We start from the raw sequence: 22,488 nt of genomic DNA on the forward strand, positions 1-22,488 counted from the left end.
TGCCGACCCAAGGGGTTATGCCAGCTATTCGGGCGCAACCGCATGTCGGATGGGTTGTTCAGAAATTATTCTGGAGTGCACTCCCAAGTTTCCGCGGGCTCCACCACCGGGGGTTTCGAGCCCCAGTCGGTCGCCGGCGTCACCGATTGCCGGCGGGCGTTATCCAGCTGGTGAAGTTTGAAGCGAGAAAAGGCGGCGATGGCCAGGCCTCGGCCGCTTTCACCGGTGGTCGGGCCTGCCGGGCTCAGCCGCCGACGGTATCGACAGGCTCGACCACCGGGGTTGACCCGCCGTGGATTTCGTACCGGGCCTTGCCCCCGTGCTTGGCACGGTACATGGCCGAATCCGCCTGCCGCAGCAGCTCCGTCACGTCCGCCGTGTCCGCTGTGCGCTGCGCGACGCCCATGCTCAGCGATACCCGCAGCGACCGGTCACCGATGACGAACGGCTCACTGAGGGCTTCGTAGATCCGTTCGGCGACGGGCCCCGTTGCCGGAGTGCCGTCGTCGTTATCCACAACGACGACGGCGAACTCGTCGCCGCCCAGACGGGCCACCAGGTCGTGGCTGCGGACGCTGGCCCTCAGCCGCTCGGCCAGCTGCGCCAGCAGCGCGTCGCCGCCCTCATGGCCCAGGGAATCGTTGACGTCCTTGAAATCGTCGATGTCGATGAACAGCAGGCCCTCGTGCCGGGTCCGGCGGTCGCTGTCCGGTTCGAAGGATGCCAGCAGTCGCTCGGCCAGGGCTGCACGGTTGGCGAGCCCGGTGAGGTCATCGTGTGTGGCCCGGTACGTCAGGGCTTTGTGGCTGTCCTGGAGTGCAACGGCCATCCCGTTGAACGCCACGGCGACCTCGCCCAGTTCGTCCCGCCGGGCCACGTCCAGGCGGTGGCTGAAGTCGCCGGACTGCAGCTTCAGGACACCCCTGCGCAGGCTGTTGACGGGCCGCATCAGGTCTTTGACCATCCGGCGTCGGAAGTACAGGGTGGCGCCGATGGCCACAACGAACAGCCCGAACCGGCCAATCACCAGAAGCCCTTCAAGTTCGCGCGTGTCCACGAGTCCCCTGTTCAGCGCCTGGAGCGAGGACTGCTGGGCGGCGGCCAGGTGCGCACGCACGGTGGAGTTTGCGGCCGCGAAGGCAGCGGCGTGCTCGACATTGCTCCCCGTGAGGTCCAGTGCCTGGTCACGCCACAAGCCGGCGTTCTCCAGTCCGGCCTGCCATTCCTGGTGCGCCGCTGACAGGGCCTCAAGCCGGTCTTCGTCCGCCGCCTTGAGTGCCGAAGCCGCACGGAAGAGGTCCTCGATGTCCTGCTGTTCCAGGACAAACGCCTCCCTGTTCACGGGCGTCGCCGCCAGCAGCTGGTGTCCCAGCTGCTGGTGCGTATCGAGGGCAGCGGCCAGGTCCGCGACGCTGCCGTATTCGGCCTGGAGCCGCCCGTTCGCAGCTTCCATCTCGTTCACCACGAACCGGACCCCGACGACGGTGACTGCCGCCCCGACGAACAGGGCCAGCAGCATGAGGGTGAATGCCCCGGACCATTCACGCTGCAGGCTAAAGGAGCGCGGCGCGGTGGTGGCTCTATTCATGGGCGTCCTCGGAGCGGGTGAAGTTATGCCTAAATTGGGGTGGCTTGTGAATTAGCGAAAAATCCGAAGCTAAAGTCTCGCCGGACGTGATAGCGGGCCTGTATCTGCGTCTGTATCTGCGTCTGTATCTGCCGGGTTTGATCTGGTTGGTGCGTGGCCAGGTGTAGTCGCCGGTGAGTTGAGGTCTGGAGCGTCGTTGTCAGTGGCATACCCGGGCCAATATCGGGGCCTTCGATCACCAGGCCTCCCAAACCGTAACGGCTTACAGTTCTCCTGCGCGTCTTGTCCTGCTGTGTCGCGCCGGGAAATGAGCACTGAACCTTGGGCATGGTGAAGGACTGCGTGGGGCAATCCCGCGATGCTGTCTGTCTTCGCAATCCACATGCGTATCCCGATGGCAGATCAGCCCGACCGGTGTGCGGATCGGCAACGATCGGCCGGTGCACCTTATCTATTCAGCAGATGGTACCGCAGCGGTTCATGAAACGCGCTGAGGGAGCACGTTTCTCAGGACGGAGGATTCTTGCGCAGGTACTGCCGCGACGGCTCTATCGACGGCGGCGGGGGAGTGGGAAGCATCATGAGTTTCGGCTTCCCGCCACAGGAAATAGCCAACGAGTTGGAGCAGGAACGGGTAGCCGCCGGTGGCCGTGGCCGCCCTGCGCTGCGGCATGGAGGTCGATCATGTCGGCCTGTCGAAGGAACGTCGCCAAGCTCCTGGGCCAGCCGGCTGTGACTGTTAGTTCGCAACGGCGGTTTTTTCACAGCTCGGTTTGGCGGTTTAGCTGATTCCGATGTCAAGGGTTGAGCGTGCCGCCTCAATGACGTTGTCGGTGATGGTGCTGAGTTCGTTGATTTTCATGACCCGTTCGATTTGGGTGAAGAGCCGGTCGATGAGGCGGAAGTTCCCCCTGGTTATGCGGGCGACCGCGGCAATGGCCTGGGCATCGGTGAAGTCGGGGTCCAGGGCGTGGCCTAGTTTGTGCTAGCGGCGCTGCAGGACGAAATGAAGTTCTTCTTGTTCGATGGGACGGTATTCGTGGGCGAATCCGACCCCGCTGTAGAGCTGGGGGAAGGACCACAGTCCATCCATGTTCACGGGCCACGTTATGGGCGGCTCCCAGCATGACGGTCTTGCCGATGCCGCGGGCACCGGTGAAGAGGCCCGGCACGGCTGATGAAACCGGCCTCGTGGTGCCAGCAACCCGGATTGCTGACGCCAGGAGCCTGAAACAGTGGTTTCAGGCACATTACGGATTTGCCTGTGAGGCAACTTTAATTGCCTTCTGCGCCTCCTTGTTGGAGTCCCGTCCGGTTTGGTGCGGCGTCAACTGTGGGATTGCACAGAGCAGGCGGGGGACGGCCCGGTCTAGGGTGAAACGACACTGTGGTCCGCCGCACATCATGCCAGGCATGACGGACGGGCCGACACCCCCCACGAAGGACGGCGCTTAATGCAGGCTGACCAGCAACTCTCGAAATCCCTTAAACCCAGGCATCTGTCCATGATCGCCATCGCCGGCGTGATCGGCGCCGGACTCTTTGTGGGTTCCGGCGCCGCCATCCAGCAGGCCGGTCCCGGCATCCTCCTTGCCTACACGGCGGCGGGTCTCGTAGTCATCCTGGTCATGCGCATGCTCGGTGAAATGGCCGCGGCCAACCCTGAAACCGGCTCCTTCTCGACCTACGCGGACAAGGCCCTGGGCCGCTGGGCGGGCTTCAGCATCGGCTGGCTTTATGCCTGGTTCTGGATCATCGTGCTCGGTATCGAGGCCACGGCAGGGGCGGCCATCATGCACCGCTGGGTGCCGGGCATCGACCAGTGGGTCTGGGCCCTGATCCTGATGGTGCTGCTCACGCTCACCAACCTGCGGTCCGTGAAGTCCTTTGGCGAGTTCGAATTCTGGTTCGCCTCCATCAAGGTTGCCGCGATCGCGCTGTTCCTGCTCTTCGGTGTGGCGGCGATCCTCGGCCTGGTCCCCGGTGTCCCTGCCCCGGGACTGAGCAACCTCATCGAAAACGGCGGGTTCCTGCCCAACGGTCCGGGAGCTGTCCTGGCGGGCATCCTGGTGGTGGTGTTCTCCTTCTTCGGCGCCGAAATCGCCACCATTGCCGCCGGTGAATCCGAGAACCCGGTCGATGCTGTGAAGAAAGCCGTGAAGTCCACCGTCTGGCGCATCCTGGTGTTTTACATCGGCTCCATCGCCATCGTGGTCACCCTGCTGCCCTGGAACTCAGCCTCGGTGGCCAAGAGCCCCTACGTGGCCGTGATCGAGCTCTTCGGCATCCCCGGCGCGGGCACCATCATGGACATCGTGGTGCTGACCTCCGTGCTGTCCTGCCTGAACTCCGGCCTGTACACGGCGAGCCGCATGCTCTTCTCGCTCTCCCGCCGCGGCGACGCCCCCACGTCGTGGATGCGCATCTCCAAGCGTGGCGTCCCCGCCGCCGCGGTCCTGGCCTCCACAGTGGTTGGCTTCATCACCGTCGGCCTGAACTACATTGCCCCGGACACGGTGTTCCTTTTCCTGGTCAACACCTCCGGCGCCATCGCCCTGTTCGTCTGGCTCGTCATCGCCAGTTCACAGCTGATCCTGCGCCGCCGGATGGGCGCGGCCGCCAAGGACCTCCAGCTGAAGATGTGGCTCTTCCCGTACCTGACCTGGGTGGCCATCGTCAGCATCGTCGCCTTGCTGATCGGCATGGTGATCCTGGAATCGACCCGGGAGTCGCTGCTGCTCTCACTCGCCCTCGCTGCCGTCGTCGTCGGGATTGGCCTTTGGCGATACCGGACGGTCGGCGGGAAGTCCGCCGTCCCCGGAGAAGAAGTGGCCGGCGAGGAAGCCAGCGTCGGCGCCGGCACGATGTCGTAGGCGCCCGGCCCCACGGCACCGCACCCTAATTACCCCGAGCGGCACGACCTTGCCAACCGGCCGGCGCTCAACGGCGGACCGCCGCTGAAGATCAACGCCAACCAGCGCTACACCACGGATGCCCCGGGTGAAGTTTGTTTCCAACGACGTGATGCTGAATTCCGGCCCGTTGTCACACCTGACGTAGGTCGGGGCGGTGCCGGTTTCGGCGATGATGTTCTCCAGCACCGCGACCACGTCGGTGGCTTTGAACGACCCGGCGCGGGATGATGGCCAGCGCGGTGCCGGTGTAGTCGTCGATGACGTTGAAGGAGCGGATGTGCGGGCCGCAGGAGGTCACGTCGGACGGGAAGTCGAAGCTGACCATGTGCATCGGGTACTGGGTAATTTGTGGCCGGATCTTAACCAGGCTCAACCATCGGGCATCGCCGGTTTCGACAGGCTCAGCCGCCGATTCGGCCCAGCACCCAGTCCCAGCGGATCAGCTCTTGCTCCAGCCTGACATCCGTCCCGAAGGCATCATTGCGGAGGCCTTCGTACAGTGCGGACTCATCAGGTGTCAGCCTGCTAAGCGAAGCCTTCGACGGCGATGGCTCGGTAACCCATGCATCGCGGTGGGCCAACAGCGTGGCCTCGTCCATCAGCACGCTCACCACATGCGGGTGGACCGCGCGCAGCTGGTCCAGGATCCGGAACCCGTGGGTGTCCAGATCGCCCCAGTACAGGACCTCGCGGTCGCGCAGCCACCCTGCATCCCGCAGCGACGAGAAACCATAACCGCCGCCATAAATAGCCAGCGTGTCCGGGCGGTCGGGGAGGGCCAGGAAGTTGACCAGGTTCTCCGTGATCAGCACTGTGGTGACCGGTAGGCTCAGCGTGCTGAAGGCTTCAGCGGTCACGGTCAGATCGCGGGCCTGGCCCAACAACGGCACGGCAGGATCCAGCAGGCGGAACCTGACCAGCTCCGGCGGATGCAGGAATCCGTGTCCCGCGGCGAAGCGTGCCGCGGGCGTACGGGCCGGCATCAGCCCCAGCAGTGAGCCGGGCTCTGCGGGCACGTCTGGGAGAGGCTCTACGGATTCAACAGCGGCGCTCACGGAATGAGCCTGCACCACCATGGCCAGCTCGCTGATCACCGCCCTGTGGTTCTCGATGAACTTGGTGTGTACACCGGGAAGGCTCAGCTGCCGCACATAGATGCCGGGCTCGGGATTGTCCCGCAGCCATAGGGCCACCCGGGCTGCGGTCAGGGCGTCGGCCCCGAGTTCCAGCAGCTTGAGCGGCCGCTTCAGCGCCCACCCGCGGAAGGACGGGTGAACCGATGCCAGACTCCCTGCGAGCTCCACGAACCGTGCCGCCTCCTTGGCCTTGCCCGCAAACGCGATCTCATCCTCCACAGTGGCGAAGACCGCCGCCGCCGGAAGCTGGTTGGCCCCCACCGTGGTGCGCCCCACCTCTGCGGTTTCCAGGCTGAACGGACCCACAGCGGCGAACAACTCAGCCGCCCACGCACTCGCCGCAGCGTAGTCACTCCGGAGCGTCGCCGCCGTCGGACGTTTCAATGGACGACGGCGGGGGTGCAGTCCGTTGGGTTCCAGTACCTCGCGGAGCAACGCACCGCTGCCCCAGGCCTTCAGCGACTGCGCCCGCAGGTCAGCCAGTGTGGTCCAGCCCTGTGCCCGACCCGCCTGTGCCCGGCCAGGAGCGGAAGCCGAAAGCCCGTCACCCGGCACGCCGGGCCCGCTCGTCCCGATACTCCTGAATGGTCATGTTCCGCAGCTGCGAATCGTCGCCGTTGGTGTTGGCCACGAACCCCACATGGGAGACAAAGGGCTCGATCACATGGATCTTCTGCAGGGGAGTGACGATCAGCAGCTGCAGCTTCATCCGCTGGAACAGCTCCAGCCCGTACCGGGCCGACTCGTCGGAGCCGCGGCCGAACGCCTCATCAATGACCACGAACCGGAAACTGCGGCCACTGCCGGCGTTTTTACCGGCACCCTTGCCGGACGCCAGCCCGAACTGGAACGCCAGGGCGGCGGCGAGAATCGTGTAGGCGAGCTTCTCCTTCTGCCCGCCGGACTTGCCGCCCGAATCCGTGAAGTGTTCAAATTCCTCGCCGGTTTCGGTCCATTTTTCCGAGGCGGAGAACGTGAACCAGTTCCGGACGTCCGTGACCTTGGCGGTCCAGCGCTCGTCGAGGGTGGTGTAGCCGTCCCGGCCCCGGAACCGCTCGATCAGGCGCGCCACCTGCAGGTACTTCTGCTCGGAGTATTGGTCATCGTCGCCGATGGTCCCCTCCGAACAGGCCCGCAGGTCCAGGCCGAACTGCCGCACGTCGAGGTCGGTGCTGTTCTGGTGCTCCAGCTGGATGTGCCGGCCGGTGTTGTACTCAATCCCGGCCAAGGAGAGGTTGATTTCGCCGATCCGGTTCACGATGTCCTGCCGGCGGCTGTCCAGGAACGCGTTGAACGCCACCACCTCGTGGATGGTGTTCTGGTTCAGGGATTCCTTGAAGTGGGCCTCAAAGCGCGGAAGATCGTTGCCGACCAGCTGCTCCAGCAGTTTGCCGAAGTCGACGGCGGACTCCAGGGCGGCATCGATCTCCGTGGTCTCGTTCGGGTACTTGTTCCGGAACTCGGCCATCAGCCGGACAGTCTTCTCGGCGGCCCGGGCGATCTGCTTGGACAGCGCGTCAATCGAATCGGTCAGCCCGTTCCGGACGGCACTTTCCACGGTGCCGGTGTTCTTGTACGTAAGCGGCTTACCGGCGAGTTCCGCAGCGGCGAGCCTTGCGACGGCGGCCAGCACGCCGACGTCGTCCGTCAACGGGGTCTCGTGCAGGACCTCGCGGCAGTCCTCGATCGCCTCCACGATGTCCTTGGCGGCGCCCTCGTTGGAGCCGATCCGCCGCTGGACATCATCGGCCCGAACCTGCAGGCGATCCAGCTTTCCGGTGAGCTCGGCTTCCTTCGCGGTCAGCTCCCGAAGCACATCGCTGGTGGACTCCAGCCGGGCCTTCTCCGCCTTGAGCTCCTCGATGCGGCGTGCGGTGAGCTGCCAGCTGAGCTCGGCGAAGTCCGATACCGCACCGATGATGCCCAACTGCTGGTTCTGCCGGCCGATGGCGCCCAGCGAATCGTTTACCCGGGTCAGCTGGCCGGCCACCACGCTGAGCTGGCCCTGCACCTCGTCCTGCTCGGCACGGAAACGGCTGATCTTGTCCAGGTTGTCCCAGCCCAGGACGTAGTTCCGGCGGTCCGAGAGCTCCTGCCGGTCATCCTTCTCGTGCCGCCCGCGGCCGCCCTTGAGCTGGCCGTTCGCGGTGAGCGCCTTGGAACGGCGGCGGAAGTCCTCCAGCGTGTCGCAGCAGAAATAGTCGAAGCGGCTGCTGAGCTCATCGAGCAGGAAATTGCGGAACGGCGTCCCCTGTTTGATAGCGATCTTCGTCGCCAGCGTGCCCGCCTCGGCCGGCTTCGGCGTGTACGATTCGCCGATCTTGAGGTACACCAGCCGGCCGCGCAGGTTGTTGCCGTCCACCCAGCCGCTCACCGCCGCGTAGTGCTCCGACGGCACCAGCAGGGACAGTGCAAAGCCGCGCAGCGTGCGTTCGGCGGCGCCTTCCCAAGCCGCTTCACCGTCGCGGACGCGCAGCAGCTCACCGGCGTACGGCAGCTCGGATTCCTGGATGCCGGTCCCATCGCACAGCCGACGGCGGAGCTCCACCTGGGGGCGCGGCAGCAGGTTGGGACGCGCCTGCAGGCTGGTCAGCTCCGCGGCGATGTCGCTGGCGCGGCCGGTGAGTACCGTGCGTGTCATGGTCAGTTCGGTGCGGGTGTCCTGCACTTCGTTGGCTGCGGCGGCGAGGTCCTTTTCGACGTCGGCGAGCCGGGCCCGGTTGGCGTCGAACTGGACGCGGTCCGCCGGTGCCTGAAGACCGAGCTCTGCCGCGGCTTCGGCGTATTTTTCGAAGCGAACCCGCTGCGACCGGGACTCCTCGCCCAACCGCGCGGCCTCCGCCTCGATGGCGGCCAGCCGGCCGCCGCCGTTGCCGCGGATATCTTCCTTCACGGCGGCCAGGTCCAGGCGGAGCTGAGTGATTTCGGTGGCCAGTTTGCCGCTGTCCTCCTGCAGCCGGAGGCCGGTGTTCTGTAGTTCCGTCTGGTGTTCGATGCTCAGCTGCAGTTTCCGGTCCGTGAACCAGGGATGCAGCTGGTCCCGCTGTTGGCGGGCGAATTCGTCGTCCCGGCTCAGGGCGGTGTGCTGGGCGGCGCCCTCGGTGATGGGGGTGAGCAGGGCGATCTGGTCCTTGGCGCGCAGGACGGCGTCGTGGGCCTTCTTGAGATCGTCGAAGTGGTGGATGAGGTTGCCGATCCGGGCCTCGACGTCGTCTTCCTCAAGCATGTTGGTGCGCACGAAGTTGGTGATGTTCTCCACCTGCTTCATGGACACCGTGCGGTGGAACAGCTCCATGGCCTGGTTTCCGCTGATGCCGAACTGCCGCTTGAACGCCGCCGCATACGGGTCGAACGTTTCATGGAGGGACGCACCCGCGGCCCGGAGCTGCTTCTTCAGCTTCGCGGGGTCCTGGCCGAAGTTGGCGAAGTCCCCGGCGATGGACTGCTCGCCCTCCACCAGCGAGTAGAAGCGGTTGGGCTGGCCGGCCTCCTGGGTGGCCCAGAGGGTGATGGCCAGGGTGATGGATTTGCCCAGGACGGCGTTGTGGAAGACGCCCAGGACCACGGTGAGTTTGCCGGTCCCGCGCAGCGCAACGGGCTTGGAGTACTCGCCGCCGGCGCTGCGCGTGCTCTTGTGGAAACCCCGCACATACGACATCAGCGTGCGTTCCTTCTTCTGCGCACCCGCGGCCTTGTTGTACTCGATCCTGTTGGCCGGCAGCAGCAACGTGGTGATGGCATCCACCACGGTGGACTTCCCGGAGCCGATGTCGCCGGTCAGCAGGCTGTTCGAACCGTCCAACCGGAACGTCCGTACCTCCTGGTGGAACGTGCCCCAGTTGAGCAGCTCCAGACGGTGCAGCCGGAAGCCCGGGGGAGTGCCGGCGTCGTCCGCTTTTTCATCCAGGCTGAACAGCATCTCCTGCTCGTCTGTCACGCCTTTAACTGCGGTGGCCGTCTCAGTGGTCATATGCGGTCCTCTTCCTTACTGCCGGTGACGGCTCCGCTGAGCGAGGCGCGGTAGTCAGCGAGCCGTGCGTCGAATTCCTCCAGCCACTGGGCATCCACGTAGGCCTTCAGGATCCGTGCTACTTCGTACGTGCCTGCCTGGCCGCGCAGTTTCCGCAGGAAGCCCAGCTCCACCACCTTCTTGATGTTGGTGCCGAGCTGGTCCAGGATCCGCGCCTCGTTGCTGGATTCGGGCAGGAAGACGGCCACCATGTCCGCGATGTCCTGCTCGGTCATGATGAGGCGCAGTTCGCTGCTGTTGGTGTCGAATTCGAGCATCCGGCCGCGGAGCAGTGCCAGGAGGAGGCTGACGTTGAAGGTGAGCGGGCGGCGGGGGATCAGCCGCGGCAATGTGCCGTCCGGGTCCTCGCGGGATTTCAGGAACGCGTAGCCCTCGGACTCGTCCAGGATCAGGTCAAGGCCCAGGACGGCCACGTAGTCGCGGGCATGGGAGGACAGGCCCAGCAGCGACTGCCAGATCTTCTCGTCCGTCTCGGCGTAGACCACGCCTTTGAAGAGCTTGGTGACGACGCCGGGAAGTTCCTCCGGCGTGTGTGTTTCAGCTGCGTCGGTGGTGGTCATGCCGGCCTCACGAAGATGATCTGTTCAACGGTGGCTTCCCGGATGTTGCCGTCCGGGAGCTGCCAGGACAATTGCTGTGACTCGTCCGGGTTGATGGAGGCCCAGTCCGATTCGGTGGCGAGCTGGTAGTAGGCCACGATTTCGGCCAGCCCCTGGGAGAGCGGATGCGCGGCCGCTACTTCGCCGAGGGTGGCCTGCCCGGCGCCGGCAAGGACGTCGTCGATATTGGACTTCAGGCGCTCCGTGTCCACGTGGAACTGGCTGAAGAGGGCGCCGGCATCCACTTCTGCATCGTTTGCCGCCACCACGACGTCGTCCACCATGATCCGCCGGCTCGGCTCATACAGCGGCCGCTCGAAGGGGAGCGCGACCTCGACGGACTGAGCGGCGATCTCCATAAAGACGCCCGACGGCGGCACCTCCCGGGTGCCCAGCGCGCCGGATTCGATGCTCCGGACGAGCTGCATGATGCGCTTGTTCTCCAGGAACACCTTGTCGTCCAGGAGCCGGCGCATCTGCTGCGAGAGCTGCCGGACAGTGGCCTGGGTCTGCTCGACGGCGGGCAGCCAGTCCTGGTGCAGGTTGGTCACGGCGTGCAGGTTGTCGAGTTTGGCGAGGGCGTCGATCTGGGTGGCCCGCTGCAGCAGGTCCCGCAGTTCGGTGCGCAGCTGCGGGGACATCAGGTAGTCCCAGAAGCCCTGGAATGTGCGGCCCTGGAGGGAGCCGCTGATGTCCTGCTGGTTGGCGAAGATCGAGGCAAGCAGCTCGCCCTGGGTGCCGTCCCACGTGGCGATCTGCTCACGGACCTGCCGGTCCAGCTTCCGGAAATTCTGCTCCACCTCACGGAAATCGGAGAGCAGGTCCTTGGCCAGGGTGGTCAGCTGCTGGAAGTGGTCCAGGGCTTCCGGCGCAGTCATCACGCGGATGTTGCCGTCCTTGATCCGCTGCATCTCGGCGTCGATCCCGTCCCGCTGGCGCTGGAGCTCGGCGAGCCTGACCTCCGGATCGGTTTCGGACTGCTGGACCAGGGCTTTAAGCACGGCGAAGATGCTGGTCAGCCTGGATTGGGTGGCCACGAAGTCCCGCCCGCTCAGGCTCTCCACCCAGCGGACCACGTCCTCGGCGGCGGCCGTGAGATCGTAACGCGGCTCATCCTGGCCCGGGACGTAGTATTTCCGCAGCCAGGCCCGTTCCGGGGCCGCCCACTCGTCCAGGTACTCACCGGCCGGGCGGGGGTACTTGTCCTCGCCGAAGACTTCACGGAGGCCGAACAGGACATCATCGAGGTGGTCAATGAGCTCCTGCCGGCCGATGTCCCGTTGGTTAGGCCCGGTGAAGGCCTTGATGAAGAAGCTGACGGCCAGCGGGGCGTTCTGGGCGCGGAGCAGGGACCACCCCGCGTGGTTCTCACGCAGTGCGTTGATGGCGTAGAAATCCATGGTGTCCTCATGCAGGAGTTCATGCGGCTTATTTTGAGTGTGTTCTGAGCCTAGACGAGCTTTTTGTGGTGTTCCAGCAATAGGTGCACGGCGTCGCGAACCAGCTCGGACTGAGGCTTACCAAGTTCCGCCACCAGTTCCATAAAGGCGCGGTATTCGACGTCGCGGATCCGTCCACGTACGGTGGCGGATTCGCCCGGCGCTGAGGCCCCGACGCGGGGCCGACCGCGGCGTATGGCATGACTGATGGCAGCATCGCTGCCGTACTCTCGCAACAGGAACTCGCGCCCGGATGCAGCGGCGTCGCTACCAACGTGTACAGCAGCAGCCTCCAGCGGCGAGTCGCCGGTCAGTCGATCGGCCAGTGCGTCGTAGTCCGGTTCTCTCTGATTAGTCATGGCTGGGACTCCTCCCGGAATCGCTTGAATTTTGGACCGAGTGTCATTGCATGAAACACGACGGCTTCCTTGCCTGTGCCAGGAAAATCGTTCACGAGGATTTCTGGTTCCCGATCGGTCTGCTCATGGGCTGGGCCAACAAACAGCATAATCCGGCCGTCGAGCGCCTCGCCCTTCAATTCGGCCTGAAATGTGGCAGATGGGCCCTTGAGCGGATTATCTGGACAAAAACTCCAGGGCGACAGGACGTTGATGCCCGCATCGACGGCGGCAGCCAGGAGCTCGGCGTCATACGCCACCATTAAGTCGGACTGCAGCCGGATGGCTGCGGCAAGATGTATGGCGTCGGGGCTTCGGAGCTTGCCGGGCAGGGCCGCCGCGTACATAAGGTCCGAGCGGGCAAGATCGACCAGGTTAATGGCTCCCAGGACCGTATTGACGGTCTCGCCGGGAAATCCGCGGCGATGGGCCGCACAATGAAGTTCCGTATAGAGCAGCATCGAAGCCACCAGCCGGTGGCCCTGGGTGGCCGTGGTTGAGAGGTAATGGGCGGCCGCGGATGATTCTGGTCGCCATGGTTGCCTCCGTAGCAAGCGGAGCAATCTGTGCGCCCGAGCGAAAGGATCAGTCAGGGATGGCTGCTTCTGCCTGCTCCCAGTGCCGCCGGAGCAATTCAGCCAGCCGCTCGGGCTCGATCCGGTGTGGCGGATCGAAATGGTGGCGCTTGGGGAACACTTCCAGGTGGAAGTCCGGGAAGAAGACCCTGGACAGCCGGCTGGCGATATCGCCGTAGTCATGGGGATTGCTCAGGCCGCCCAAGACGAAGCAGACGGGCTGGCGAAAGGCGGCCAGACGCGCCCTCTCCAGGTCATGGTTTTTGAAGGTCCGCAGGAACGCCCTGATACCTGCCGGCCGGTTGGCCATCCACGGCGGCGCGGGATCCGGCGGCGGCGGAAGGACGACGTCGGGCTTAACTCCCAGCCTCATGAAGGCGGACATGAACTGTTCCGGCGGGAGTGTATCCAGCTGCTCGTACTTCTTCCGGAGCTCCGTGTACGCAGGGCTCCAGTCCCAGTTCCCGGCCCAGGCAGGTTCCAGCAGCGCCAGGCTCAGCAGCCTGCCAGGGTGTTTGGCAGCGAACGCCAGGGCCGCCGCGCCGCCACCTGAATAGCCCGCCAGGTGGAACGTTTCCCATCCCCGGGAATCGGCATCGCGCAGCACGCCGTCGATCTCTGTGTCCAGGCTCCAGTCTTCCGGCGGCCCATCGTCCGCGTAGAGCTCGAGATCCTTGGCGATTGCCTGGACATCCGGCCCGAGGGCTGCGATGAGTCCGCCGAAGGCGGCCTGGGCGGGGAGTACAGCGCCCGGTAGAAGAATGGCCCGAATTGGTCCCATGGGAGAACGGTACGCCGGGGTTTCGGCAGGCTCAACCACCGGATCGTGGAGGCGCAACCACCCGTCTCGTTGGCTGGTGGTAAATGGTTCGGAAAATCTCCTGTAGTGTTGATCCTGTTGTTGTGTTTATGCGGTTGGTAGTTCAGGCAGTACGCGCGGTCGAAAGTCCGCGTCTTTCTGAAGTAGCGGTTTTGAACACCCCACACCGGAGGACCCGAAAGTCGGGACTTTTCCTCCACCTTCACGAAGGACAAAAATAATGGCTACTGGTACCGTCAAATGGTTTAACGCTGAAAAGGGCTTCGGCTTCATTTCCCCCGATGACTCCTCACAGGACGTTTTCGCTCACTACTCCGCGATCGCCTCTTCCGGCTTCCGCTCACTCGAAGAGAACCAGAAGGTTTCCTTCGAAACCGAGCAGGGCCCCAAGGGTCCCCAGGCCGTCAACATCCAGGCACTCTAATTCTTTAGAGATTCTGGGGCCTTAGGGTTTCATTTTCTAAGCAGGGCCGGTCATTAGACCGGCCCTGCTTTTGTTAACCCGGATGTGCTTCAAAGCGCCCGACTGGCAACTTGCGAGAAACCCCTTCAAGATAGTCAGTGGGCAAGCAGGGGGGTGATCGAGTCCATCCCGCCGCACAGAGAGGCCCGCACTTCGTGCCAATACCAAAACGTCAACTCCGTCCGCTCATCCGCAAGTACGTCAACGGCAGCCGCCGCGCCCACGCAGAGACCAGAGGCCTCGGCGAACTCAAGCCGGTGGAGCCCGCCGCCCGCCGGGAGGGGGTGCCCGTACTGGGGGATGACCAGGTCTATGTGATGAAATACGGGACGGTCTATCACACGGCGTGGTGTCCGGTGGTGGCCGACAGCTGGGACCACGCCCCCAGAAGACTGCTCGTGACCCTATTGGCCTCTGTGGGGGAGCGAACCCGGTGCGCGGAATGCAACGGGCACGCGAAGGCAGCCAGGGCGTCAGGTGCGCAGGAATACCACCAGCAAGCCCGGCCCACCCCCGAACCCCCACCGCCTGACGCCGTGGTCCCGCTGAAAGTCATTGGGCTGGCCCATGGGATACTCTTCCTGGCCGCAGGGCAGGAATATCGGGAACGTTTTAAGGAAACCGCCGTGGAGCCGGCCACCCCGCTGTGGGTGGACGGGCGGCGCGACGGCATGGTCGTGCGGCTGGACTCCGCCAGCGACGAACCACTCGTGCTTGTCCAGTTGGACCCCCGCGCCACGTTCCGGAACGGTCCGTACCAGGTGCGCCTGCGTCATCCGCTGCGGCGGTCGGCCACCAAACCCTATGCGGTTGAGTCAGTTGAGTCCGTTGAGCCTGCACCATAACGGATCCCCGGCCGCACTCTGGCAGGATTGCCTCCATGCAACTTTCCGTTCCCGCCTTCGACCTGCGGATCAGCATTACGGACACCGAACCGTTGATCTGGCGAAGGCTGCAGGTCCCCGTGACGCTGACGGTTCCCGAGTTCCACCTCGCGGTCCAGGCCGCCTTCGGCTGGGAAAACAGCCACCTCTACGCCGTCCGCTGCGTGGACCGCGCCGGAAAGCCGCGGGAGATTGTGGGTCCCCATGACCTCACGGAAGATCTGGACGCAGAGCCGGCCTCCGGCGTCGCCCTTTCCGAACTGCTGGATGCCCAAAAGCCGGGAAGCGCGCTGGAATACGAATACGACTTTGGCGATAACTGGACGCATCACGTGGAGGTGCTTGGTTCGGCGGACCTTCCGGCCGGGGAACTGCTGTGCGTGGATGGCGCCAACCGCGGACCCGTGGAGGACTCCGGCGGGCCCCACGGTTACCAGCGACTGCTGCAGATCGTCGCGGACCCGGAGCATCCGGAACACGCGGATGCGACGTCCTGGATCTTCGGCATCACGGGCGAGTACGGCAGCCACTTCGCCCCCGCAGCGTTCGACCGTCAGGCCGCCAACCGCAAACTCCGGCTGCTCAGCCTCCAATGGTGGCCGCAGCCACTCGCCGACGAGGAGCGTGACGCCGTGCTGCTGCCGGTCCGCTGGCTGTTGGAAAACGCCGCTCCGGACGGCCTGGAACTCACGAAGGACGGCTACCTGAAGCCCGCCATGGTCAAGCGAGCCATGGACGAGTTCGGCTGGAGCGATCCCATCATGGGCAAGGGAAACCGCGAGACGCACGCACGGCCGGTTCTCGAGCTCCGGCTGCACCTCATCGACTGGAAGCTCCTGCGGAAGTTCAAGGGCCGGCTGGTGCTCACGCCGCGCGGCAAACGCTGCCTGGAACGGCCCGCGGAGCTGTGGGACTACGTCGTGGATGCCGTCGGCCGTCAGGAGCACGACGCTGTCCGGCTGGTCACCCGCGTCCACACGGACTGGCACCTCAGTGGCATCGCGCCCACCTGGAACCGCGAGATGGAGGCGATCCGCGGCGCCATGCTGGCCGCCGGGTTTGTCACCCGGTCCGGCCATCCCATCCCGGACGAGTGGGTCAGCGACATCAACCGCGTGGTGCGTTGGAACTTCGAGTCCCTGCACCTGACGGTGCCCAAAGTGGGGCGTCATGGCAGGGCACTGCTAACCGACGGCGGCGTGAAGTTCCTGTTGGCGGTCCAGGCTGTGGGCCGCTCGGTTTAGTCCCCACCCGCCCGCGCGGTCACTCGTCCGGGTTCGGATTCCGTACGTCCTTTTCGCCGATATCCGCAGCACCCAGGGCGGCCGCGGCAGGGCTGTGGGAGGTGTCATGTAAATGCAGCGCGAGTTCAGGATGGTGGAGGTCCAGGGCGGGACGCTCCGAACGGATCCGGGGCAGCGACGTGAAGTTGTGGCGCGGCGGCGGGCAGGAAGTGGCCCACTCAAGCGAGGCGCCAAAGCCCCACGGGTCATCCACTTCAACGCGCTCCCTGCTGCGCCACGTGATGTAGACGTTCCAGAAGAACGGAATCATCGACGCGCCGAGAAGGTAGGAGCCGATGGTGGAGAACTGGTTCATCCACATGAAGTTGTCCTCCACCAGGTAGTCCGCGTAGCGGCGGGGCATGCCCATGACCCCCAGCCAGTGCTGGATCAGGAAGCATCCGTGGAATCCAAGGAACAGCATCCAGAAGTGGATCTTTCCGAGGCGCTCGTTGAGCATTTTGCCGGTGAATTTTGGCCACCAGAAGTAGAATCCTGCGAACATAGCGAACACCACGGTGCCGAACACCACGTAGTGGAAGTGCGCCACCACGAAGTAGGAATCTGACACGTGGAAGTCCAGCGGCGGCGAAGCCAGGATGATGCCGGTCAGCCCACCGAAGAGGAAGGTGATGAGGAAGCCGAGGGCCCACAGCATGGGAGTCTCGAACGTCAGGGACCCCCGCCACATAGTGCCGATCCAGTTGAAGAACTTCACGCCGGTAGGCACTGCGATCAGCATCGTCATGAAAGAGAAGAACGGCAGCAGCACCGAACCGGTCACGTACATGTGGTGTGCCCACACGGTCATGGACAGGGCCGCAATGGCGATGGTCGCGTAGACCAGGCCCTTGTAGCCGAAGATCGGTTTGCGGCTGAAGACCGGGAAGATCTCCGACACAATGCCGAAGAACGGCAGCGCAATGATATACACCTCCGGGTGGCCGAAGAACCAGAACAGGTGCTGCCAGAGTACGGCGCCGCCGTTTTCCGGATCGTAGATGTGAGCACCGAACTTGCGATCGGCCCCCAGCGCGAACAGTGCCGCCGCGAGCGGCGGGAAGGCCATGATCACCAGGATGGACGTCACCAGGGCGTTCCAGGTGAAGATGGGCATCCGCCACATGGTCAGGCCCGGGGCACGCATGCAGATGATGGTGGTGATGAAGTTGACCGCACCCAGGATAGTTCCGAAGCCGGACAGCGCCAGGCCGAAGACCCACAGGTCACCGCCCACGCCGGGGGTGAAAGTGGTGTTATTCAACGGCGCGTAGGCGAACCAGCCGAACGCCGCCGCGCCCTGCGGGGTGATAAAGCCCGCGACGGCGATGGTGGATCCGAAGAGGAAGAACCAGAAGGCCAGTGCGTTCAGCCGCGGGAACGCGACGTCGGGGGCGCCGATCTGCAGCGGCATGATGAAGTTGGTGAAGCCGGCGAACAGCGGGGTGGCGAACATCAGCAGCATCATGGTGCCGTGCATCGTGAACAGCTGGTTGTACTGCTCCTTGGTCTGCAGGACCTGCATGCCGGGTTCGAAGAGCTCGGCCCGGATCAGCAGGGCCATCACTCCAGCCATCAGGAAGAACACAAACGAGGCGATCAGGTACATGTACCCGATGACTTTGTGGTCGGTGGAGGTGAGCCAGCCGACCACCATGGAGCCTTTGCGCCGGGGTACTACCGGGGGAGCCGCGGTTGAGGCGGTCCCTGTTCGTGAATGTCCGGTGATGGCCATTTTTCACCTCACAGATCTTCTGCACGGCAGCTATGGGCCCTTTGCAAGAGCCCCTAATTGCAGGCTACTCACTAACTCGGCATCCCGAAAGAGTCAGTGCAGGCCCATCGCGTTCCGGACCTCGTCCAGGATGTGGTGGACGGCGGTCTCTGCCGCCACGGCATCCCCGCGGGCCACTGCCACCGCAACATCCTCGTGGGCCTGTAAGGCTTCGTTCCGCGGTTTGAAGGGCATAAGGCCCTGCTGGGTCCGGCTGGTGAGCACCTCGGCCACCATGCCTTCGAGGGCCGTGAACATCTCATTGCCGCAGCTTTGGAGCAGCAGGCAGTGGAACTCGATGTCCACCGCCAGGAACGCCTCGAGTTCGCCGGCTTCGCCCAGCCGCCGCAGCTCTGCGGCCAGGTAAACCAGCCTGGCCCGTTCCGCGGCGCTCGCCCGGCGTGCAGCACCTGCAGCCGCAATGGGCTCGACGGCGATGCGCAGCTCCGTGAGGCTGCTGTACTGGATATCGCGCCGGACAGAGCCCAGGCGCCAGCGCACCAGCTTGGGATCGAAGAGATTCCACAGCCTGCGCTCCTGGACCACGATGCCCACCCGCCGGCGCGAATACACCAGGTTCATGGATTCCAGGACCTTCATGCTGTCCCGCGCAACGGTGCGGGAGATGCCGTACTCCTGCTGGAGGCCTTCAAGGGTCAGTCGGCTGCCCGGAGGAAGGCTCCCTGCCGCGATTGCAGAGCCAACCGCCTCGAGGACGCGTTCATGCATGGCGGGGGAGGCCCCGCCGTCGTGCGCGTCATCCGCGTCCGGTGGTGTCGCCGTCGACATCTTTCCTGCTTTCGTCTGCGCCTGTGCGCACCCCAATCGTACCCACAAAGTCCCAAAGGTATGACTTGTGACACCAAAAGATAGTATCTATGGCTCGAAATGGTGATACCTTATCTCCCGGCGCAGTTCCCTGTGAGATGCGCTATTAGCTTTCTTCACTTAGCCAACGGCGTCTTCTTCGGAGGTAAAACATGCAGTATCCAGCCACGCACCTGGTGGTGATGGGCGTCGCCGGTTCCGGCAAGTCCACCATCGCGGCAGCGCTTTCCCAGCAGCTTGGCTGGGCCTGCGCCGAAGCGGACGAGTTCCACCCCCAGTCCAACATCGACAAGATGACCCAGGGCATTCCCCTGCAGGACGAGGACCGCTGGCCCTGGCTGCGGGAAATCAAGGACTGGATGACCGCAAATGCGGCAGCCGGCAAGAGCACCGTACTCACATGCTCCGCGCTCAAGCAGAGCTACCGTCAGCTGCTCGCCGACGCCCAGGGCCGGGTCCTGTTCATCCACCTCGACGGCGGCGCCGACCTGATCGGCCAGCGCATGCAGGGCCGCGAAGGCCACTTCATGCCGTCCACGCTCCTGCCCAGCCAGCTGGCCACCCTGGAACCGCTGACCGGCGACGAACTCGCCGCCGGCAGCCTCCGACTGGACATCTCAAACTCCCCGGCGGAGATCGTCGCCGCCGTGCTTGCTGGCCTCGCGCTTCCCGCGCGTTCGGCGACGAGCGCCCACCTGGAGCCCAGCGCCGGCTGAGCCGGGCCTGCGGAGCCCGCCCAATTTTCCCCCAATATTTCATTAGTTCTGTTTCAAAGGAGAACCATGGTCATCGAAGGATGGACCCAGACGCTGGGCGCAGGCCCCCTGCTGCTCATCGCGGCGGCAGCGATTGTCGCGCTGCTGTTCCTGATCATCAAGCTGCGGATGCACGCCCTCGTGGCCCTGATCGTGATCAGCCTCGCGACCGCATTCGCCACCGGAATCCCCGCCAACAAGGTGGTGCCGGTGCTGATCGACGGCTTCGGGACCACCCTGGGCACCGTTGCCCTCCTCGTCGGCCTGGGCGCCATGCTCGGCCGCATCGTTGAAACGTCCGGCGGTGCCAAAGTCCTGGCCGACTACCTGATCGGCGTCTTCGGCGAAAAACGTGCCCCGTTTGCCCTGGGCCTTGCCTCGCTGATCTTCGGCTTCCCCATCTTCTTCGACGCCGGCCTGGTGGTTATGCTGCCCGTCGTCTTCGCCGTGGCCCACCGCCTGGGCGGGGGAGTGCTGCGCTACGGCCTCCCCGCCGCCGGTGCGTTCTCCGTGATGCACATCTTCCTGCCGCCGCACCCGGGCCCGGTCTCCGCCGCCGCCTTCTTTGACGCCAACATCGGGCTGGTCCTGATCGCCGGCCTCATCACCGCCATCCCCACCTGGTACGTCACTGCCTACCTGTTCGGCCTGTGGACCGGCAAGAAGCTGGTTCTTCCGGTTCCGGAGATCCTGGGCCACGCCAGCGCCGAAGCCGAATCCCACCCGCCGCGCTTCCGCACCATCATCGGCCTGCTGCTCCTGCCGCTCGTCCTGATCTTCATCAACACCGGCCTGAACACCCTTGCCTCGTCCGGAGCGCTCTCCGAGGCAGTCCGGAACGAGCAGTGGTTCCAGGTCCTGCGCACCATCGGTGAAACCCCGGTGGCCCTGCTGATCGCTGTCCTGGTGGCCGTGTTTGTCCTGGGCGCCCGCCGCGGCAAGGACGCTGGCGCCATCGAGAAGCTGCTCGAATCCTCGCTGGGCCCGGTCTGCTCCGTCATCCTGATCACCGGCGCCGGCGGTATGTTCGGCGGCGTGCTCCGCGCCTCCGGCATTGGCGACGCGCTGGCCGATGTCCTGGGCAACCTGGGCATCCCGTTGATCCTGGCCGGCTTCCTGATCGCCGCCATCCTGCGCATCGCCCAGGGTTCCGCCACCGTGGCCCTGACCACCACCGCTGGCCTGATCGCCCCGGCCGTGGCCACCGCCGGACTGACCGGCATGCAGATCGCCGCCCTGGTTATTGCCGTGGCAGCAGGCTCCGTGGTGGTCTCCCACGTCAACGACTCCGGCTTCTGGCTGGTGGGCCGCTTCTTCGGCATGGACGTCAAGACCACCCTGCGGACCTGGACCGTCATGGAAACCCTGATCGGTGTCATGGGCTTCGCCATCGCTGCGGTACTCTTCCTGCTCGCCGGTGTGGCGGGTTAGCGATCTGACTCCAGCCACGGCTGACTGAAGTACGACGGCGGGGCGTCCAGGGAAATTCTGGGCGCCCCGCCGTCGTCGTACTCCTGGGGCGCCGCTACGTGCGTGGTTTGGCTGCCTTGGGCGCTTTCGGCGGGAGCCCCGCGACGTACTCGAAGGACTTCTCCACCCAGGCGCTTGCCCGCGCGTCGTCACCGTCGGCGTTCCAGACCTCCGGCAGCCCGGTGTAGCCGCCCATGGGCCGCTCCGCCGGGCCGAACGGGACGGTCTGTTCGGTGCTTTCGAGCACCTGACGGTCGGCGTCGGAGAGCTTCACCCCGATCGTGGAGCCGAACAGTCCGGCGAACATGTTGCCGTTGACGAAGGCGCCCAGGTTGCCGAACATCGGCTTGACCACCACCTCGGGGTTGTCCGGAACTACCGAGCGGAAGCGCTTCTTGGCTTCGTCGGACGCTTTGGCCATCTCCATGTGGCATTCTCCCAGGGTTGCGGTGTGATTCCTTGTGCAGCTTATGCCCGCCCGGGCGCCGTGGACAGAATTTCCGTACCGCTAGGCTTGCAGGAGTCCGCACTCACCTCCCAGGTTCCACCCAACCAAAGGACACCCCTTGACCCAACGCACCATCGTGATCACTGGCGCCAGCGACGGCATTGGCGCGGCAGCCGCGCGGACGCTGACGCAGGCAGGCGACCGAGTGGTCGTCGTCGGCCGTTCCGAGGAGAAGACGCAGGCCATCGCGAAGGAGCTCAACGCCGACTACTTCGTCAGCGACTTCGCGGACCTGGACCAGGTCCGCACGCTCGCCGCACAGCTGAAGGACGACTACGAGCGGATCGACGTCCTGGCCAATAACGCCGGCGGCATCATGGGCAAGCATCAGCTCACGGTGGACGGCAACGAGTCCACGTTCCAGATCAACCACCTCGCGCCGTTCCTGCTCACCACCGAGCTGATGGACGTCCTCACCGCCAGCAACGCCAAGGTCATCAACACCGCCAGCGCGGCTAACGGCTTCGGCAAAATGGACCTTTTCGACCTCGCGTCGGAGCACACCTACTCCACCAACCGGGCCTACGGCACCGCCAAGCTCGCCAACATCCTCTTCACGTCCGAGCTGCACCGCCGCTTCGGCGAGCAGGGAATCACGACGGCGGCGTTCCACCCGGGCGTGGTCCGCACCAACTTCGCGGCGGAGTCCACCAGCCCCATGCGGCACGCCTACAAAACGCTGCTCAACCGCTTTATGCTCACCCCGGACCAGGGTGCCGACACCCTCCTCTGGCTCAGCAACGGCACCCCGGGCACCGACTGGATCTCCGGCGCCTACTACGCCAAGCGCGCGCTGGCCAAGGCCAACGCCCAGGCGTACGACGCCGAGCTGGCGCAGGGTTTGTGGGAGGCCAGCGAGGCGCTCGTCGCGCGCTGAGTTTCCAACCGCTGGCGGGTCACCCGAGGTAATAAGCGTGCAATATGAACAAGTTCGCATGATTTTAACGACCGAAATTCGGTGATTGTGCTAATTTCTCTCTGTTGACGCGCATATCTTCGGTACCCGGGACGGGACAGGGGAGT

The 22,488-nt window shown here is 64.8% G+C and carries 18 protein-coding genes and 3 pseudogenes; 8 read left to right on the forward strand and 13 right to left on the reverse strand.

The annotated features are described in order from the left end of the window. Positions 1–244 precede the first annotated feature (244 nt). Together ASG77_RS15660 and ASG77_RS15665 are read right to left on the reverse strand one after the other, a co-directional pair. On the reverse strand, positions 245–1,588 hold the full coding sequence (locus ASG77_RS15660) for a diguanylate cyclase domain-containing protein (protein WP_056347123.1): 1,344 nt from the start codon (positions 1,586–1,588) through the stop codon (positions 245–247). A 781-nt stretch (positions 1,589–2,369) separates the two neighbouring features. Beyond that, a pseudogene (locus ASG77_RS15665) lies at positions 2,370–2,663 on the reverse strand (AAA family ATPase); the annotation flags it as partial. Positions 2,664–3,042: 379 nt separating this feature from the next. On the opposite strand from ASG77_RS15665, the gene ASG77_RS15670 reads away from it, so the two are divergent. Together ASG77_RS15670 and ASG77_RS22650 are read left to right on the forward strand one after the other, a co-directional pair. Further along, positions 3,043–4,461, forward strand: coding sequence for an amino acid permease (locus ASG77_RS15670; protein ID WP_056347125.1), 1,419 nt, complete (start codon positions 3,043–3,045; stop codon positions 4,459–4,461). A 15-nt stretch (positions 4,462–4,476) separates the two neighbouring features. After that, positions 4,477–4,608 (forward strand): annotated as a pseudogene (locus ASG77_RS22650) (M18 family aminopeptidase); the annotation flags it as partial. On the opposite strand, the pseudogene ASG77_RS22655 reads toward ASG77_RS22650, so the two are convergent. The 8 genes and pseudogenes from ASG77_RS22655 to ASG77_RS15705 form a co-directional block, all read right to left on the reverse strand. Beyond that, positions 4,603–4,843: pseudogene (locus tag ASG77_RS22655) on the reverse strand (integrase catalytic domain-containing protein); the annotation flags it as partial. The pseudogenes ASG77_RS22650 and ASG77_RS22655 overlap by 6 nt on opposite strands. 61 nt (positions 4,844–4,904) lie before the next feature. Then, the gene (locus ASG77_RS15675) at positions 4,905–6,194 is read right to left on the reverse strand and encodes a Wadjet anti-phage system protein JetD domain-containing protein (protein WP_056347127.1); all 1,290 of its coding nucleotides are present in this window, start codon (positions 6,192–6,194) and stop codon (positions 4,905–4,907) included. Continuing rightward, positions 6,184–9,609 carry an ATP-binding protein gene (locus ASG77_RS15680; protein ID WP_082576083.1) on the reverse strand — a complete coding sequence of 1,142 codons (3,426 nt, stop codon included), beginning with the start codon at positions 9,607–9,609 and terminating at the stop codon, positions 6,184–6,186. The genes ASG77_RS15675 and ASG77_RS15680 overlap by 11 nt, the downstream gene beginning before the upstream one ends. Continuing rightward, the gene (locus tag ASG77_RS15685) at positions 9,606–10,229 is read right to left on the reverse strand and encodes a DUF4194 domain-containing protein (RefSeq protein ID WP_056347130.1); all 624 of its coding nucleotides are present in this window, start codon (positions 10,227–10,229) and stop codon (positions 9,606–9,608) included. The genes ASG77_RS15680 and ASG77_RS15685 overlap by 4 nt, the downstream gene beginning before the upstream one ends. Continuing rightward, complete coding sequence (locus ASG77_RS15690) at positions 10,226–11,668, reverse strand: DUF3375 domain-containing protein (RefSeq protein ID WP_056347132.1); 1,443 nt, start codon at positions 11,666–11,668, stop codon at positions 10,226–10,228. Before ASG77_RS15690 ends, ASG77_RS15685 begins: the two co-directional genes overlap by 4 nt. Before the next feature lie 50 nt (positions 11,669–11,718). After that, positions 11,719–12,066 (reverse strand): hypothetical protein, encoded by a 348-nt coding sequence (locus tag ASG77_RS15695; protein ID WP_056347133.1) that lies wholly within the window; start codon positions 12,064–12,066, stop codon positions 11,719–11,721. After that, positions 12,063–12,575: a type II toxin-antitoxin system VapC family toxin gene (locus ASG77_RS22280; RefSeq protein ID WP_235564575.1), complete on the reverse strand. Its 513-nt coding sequence runs from the start codon at positions 12,573–12,575 to the stop codon at positions 12,063–12,065. The genes ASG77_RS15695 and ASG77_RS22280 overlap by 4 nt, the downstream gene beginning before the upstream one ends. 115 nt (positions 12,576–12,690) lie before the next feature. Continuing rightward, entirely contained in the window at positions 12,691–13,461 is a 771-nt protein-coding gene (locus tag ASG77_RS15705) for an alpha/beta hydrolase (protein ID WP_056347372.1), read from the reverse strand. Positions 13,462–13,720: 259 nt separating this feature from the next. Between ASG77_RS15705 and ASG77_RS15710 the strand changes: the two genes are divergently transcribed. The 3 genes from ASG77_RS15710 to ASG77_RS15725 all read left to right on the forward strand — a co-directional run bounded on the left by ASG77_RS15710 (position 13,721) and on the right by ASG77_RS15725 (position 16,091). Beyond that, complete coding sequence (locus ASG77_RS15710; protein WP_024365339.1) at positions 13,721–13,924, forward strand: cold-shock protein; 204 nt, start codon at positions 13,721–13,723, stop codon at positions 13,922–13,924. Between the two features lie 194 nt (positions 13,925–14,118). After that, the gene (locus ASG77_RS22025) at positions 14,119–14,808 is read left to right on the forward strand and encodes a hypothetical protein (protein WP_156380346.1); all 690 of its coding nucleotides are present in this window, start codon (positions 14,119–14,121) and stop codon (positions 14,806–14,808) included. Between the two features lie 35 nt (positions 14,809–14,843). Continuing rightward, positions 14,844–16,091 carry a plasmid pRiA4b ORF-3 family protein gene (locus ASG77_RS15725; protein WP_056347140.1) on the forward strand — a complete coding sequence of 416 codons (1,248 nt, stop codon included), beginning with the start codon at positions 14,844–14,846 and terminating at the stop codon, positions 16,089–16,091. A 19-nt stretch (positions 16,092–16,110) separates the two neighbouring features. On the opposite strand, the gene ctaD is transcribed toward ASG77_RS15725, so the two are convergent. Continuing rightward, positions 16,111–17,865 (reverse strand): aa3-type cytochrome oxidase subunit I, encoded by a 1,755-nt coding sequence (gene ctaD, locus ASG77_RS15730; protein ID WP_056347142.1) that lies wholly within the window; start codon positions 17,863–17,865, stop codon positions 16,111–16,113. A gap of 93 nt (positions 17,866–17,958) precedes the next feature. Further along, positions 17,959–18,693: a FadR/GntR family transcriptional regulator gene (locus tag ASG77_RS15735; protein WP_082576084.1), complete on the reverse strand. Its 735-nt coding sequence runs from the start codon at positions 18,691–18,693 to the stop codon at positions 17,959–17,961. A gap of 191 nt (positions 18,694–18,884) precedes the next feature. Between ASG77_RS15735 and ASG77_RS15740 the strand changes: the two genes are divergently transcribed. Together ASG77_RS15740 and ASG77_RS15745 are read left to right on the forward strand one after the other, a co-directional pair. Then, positions 18,885–19,448 (forward strand): gluconokinase, encoded by a 564-nt coding sequence (locus ASG77_RS15740; RefSeq protein WP_056347144.1) that lies wholly within the window; start codon positions 18,885–18,887, stop codon positions 19,446–19,448. 66 nt (positions 19,449–19,514) lie between these two features. Beyond that, entirely contained in the window at positions 19,515–20,918 is a 1,404-nt protein-coding gene (locus ASG77_RS15745) for a GntP family permease (RefSeq protein ID WP_056347146.1), read from the forward strand. A gap of 94 nt (positions 20,919–21,012) precedes the next feature. Here ASG77_RS15745 and ASG77_RS15750 read toward each other — a convergent pair whose 3' ends face one another. Beyond that, positions 21,013–21,384 (reverse strand): TfoX/Sxy family protein, encoded by a 372-nt coding sequence (locus tag ASG77_RS15750; protein ID WP_056347148.1) that lies wholly within the window; start codon positions 21,382–21,384, stop codon positions 21,013–21,015. A gap of 139 nt (positions 21,385–21,523) precedes the next feature. Here ASG77_RS15750 and ASG77_RS15755 point away from each other — a divergent pair, with 139 nt between their 5' ends. Continuing rightward, complete coding sequence (locus ASG77_RS15755; RefSeq protein ID WP_056347150.1) at positions 21,524–22,342, forward strand: SDR family NAD(P)-dependent oxidoreductase; 819 nt, start codon at positions 21,524–21,526, stop codon at positions 22,340–22,342. The last annotated feature ends 146 nt before the right edge of the window (positions 22,343–22,488 follow it).

Origin of the sequence: Arthrobacter sp. Soil762, assembly GCF_001428335.1 — a bacterium.
Lineage (GTDB): Bacteria > Actinomycetota > Actinomycetes > Actinomycetales > Micrococcaceae > Arthrobacter.

Coding starts and splice junctions, on each gene's coding strand:
- ASG77_RS15660 (WP_056347123.1), bottom strand. CDS start 1,588: ATGAATAGAGCCACCACCGCGCCGCGCTCCTTTAGCCTGCAGCGTGAA.
- ASG77_RS15670 (WP_056347125.1), top strand. CDS start 3,043: ATGCAGGCTGACCAGCAACTCTCGAAATCCCTTAAACCCAGGCATCTG.
- ASG77_RS15680 (WP_082576083.1), bottom strand. CDS start 9,609: ATGACCACTGAGACGGCCACCGCAGTTAAAGGCGTGACAGACGAGCAG.
- ASG77_RS15685 (WP_056347130.1), bottom strand. CDS start 10,229: ATGACCACCACCGACGCAGCTGAAACACACACGCCGGAGGAACTTCCC.
- ASG77_RS15690 (WP_056347132.1), bottom strand. CDS start 11,668: ATGGATTTCTACGCCATCAACGCACTGCGTGAGAACCACGCGGGGTGG.
- ASG77_RS15695 (WP_056347133.1), bottom strand. CDS start 12,066: ATGACTAATCAGAGAGAACCGGACTACGACGCACTGGCCGATCGACTG.
- ASG77_RS15705 (WP_056347372.1), bottom strand. CDS start 13,461: ATGGGACCAATTCGGGCCATTCTTCTACCGGGCGCTGTACTCCCCGCC.
- ASG77_RS15710 (WP_024365339.1), top strand. CDS start 13,721: ATGGCTACTGGTACCGTCAAATGGTTTAACGCTGAAAAGGGCTTCGGC.
- ASG77_RS15725 (WP_056347140.1), top strand. CDS start 14,844: ATGCAACTTTCCGTTCCCGCCTTCGACCTGCGGATCAGCATTACGGAC.
- ctaD (WP_056347142.1), bottom strand. CDS start 17,865: ATGGCCATCACCGGACATTCACGAACAGGGACCGCCTCAACCGCGGCT.
- ASG77_RS15735 (WP_082576084.1), bottom strand. CDS start 18,693: ATGTCGACGGCGACACCACCGGACGCGGATGACGCGCACGACGGCGGG.
- ASG77_RS15740 (WP_056347144.1), top strand. CDS start 18,885: ATGCAGTATCCAGCCACGCACCTGGTGGTGATGGGCGTCGCCGGTTCC.
- ASG77_RS15745 (WP_056347146.1), top strand. CDS start 19,515: ATGGTCATCGAAGGATGGACCCAGACGCTGGGCGCAGGCCCCCTGCTG.
- ASG77_RS15750 (WP_056347148.1), bottom strand. CDS start 21,384: ATGGAGATGGCCAAAGCGTCCGACGAAGCCAAGAAGCGCTTCCGCTCG.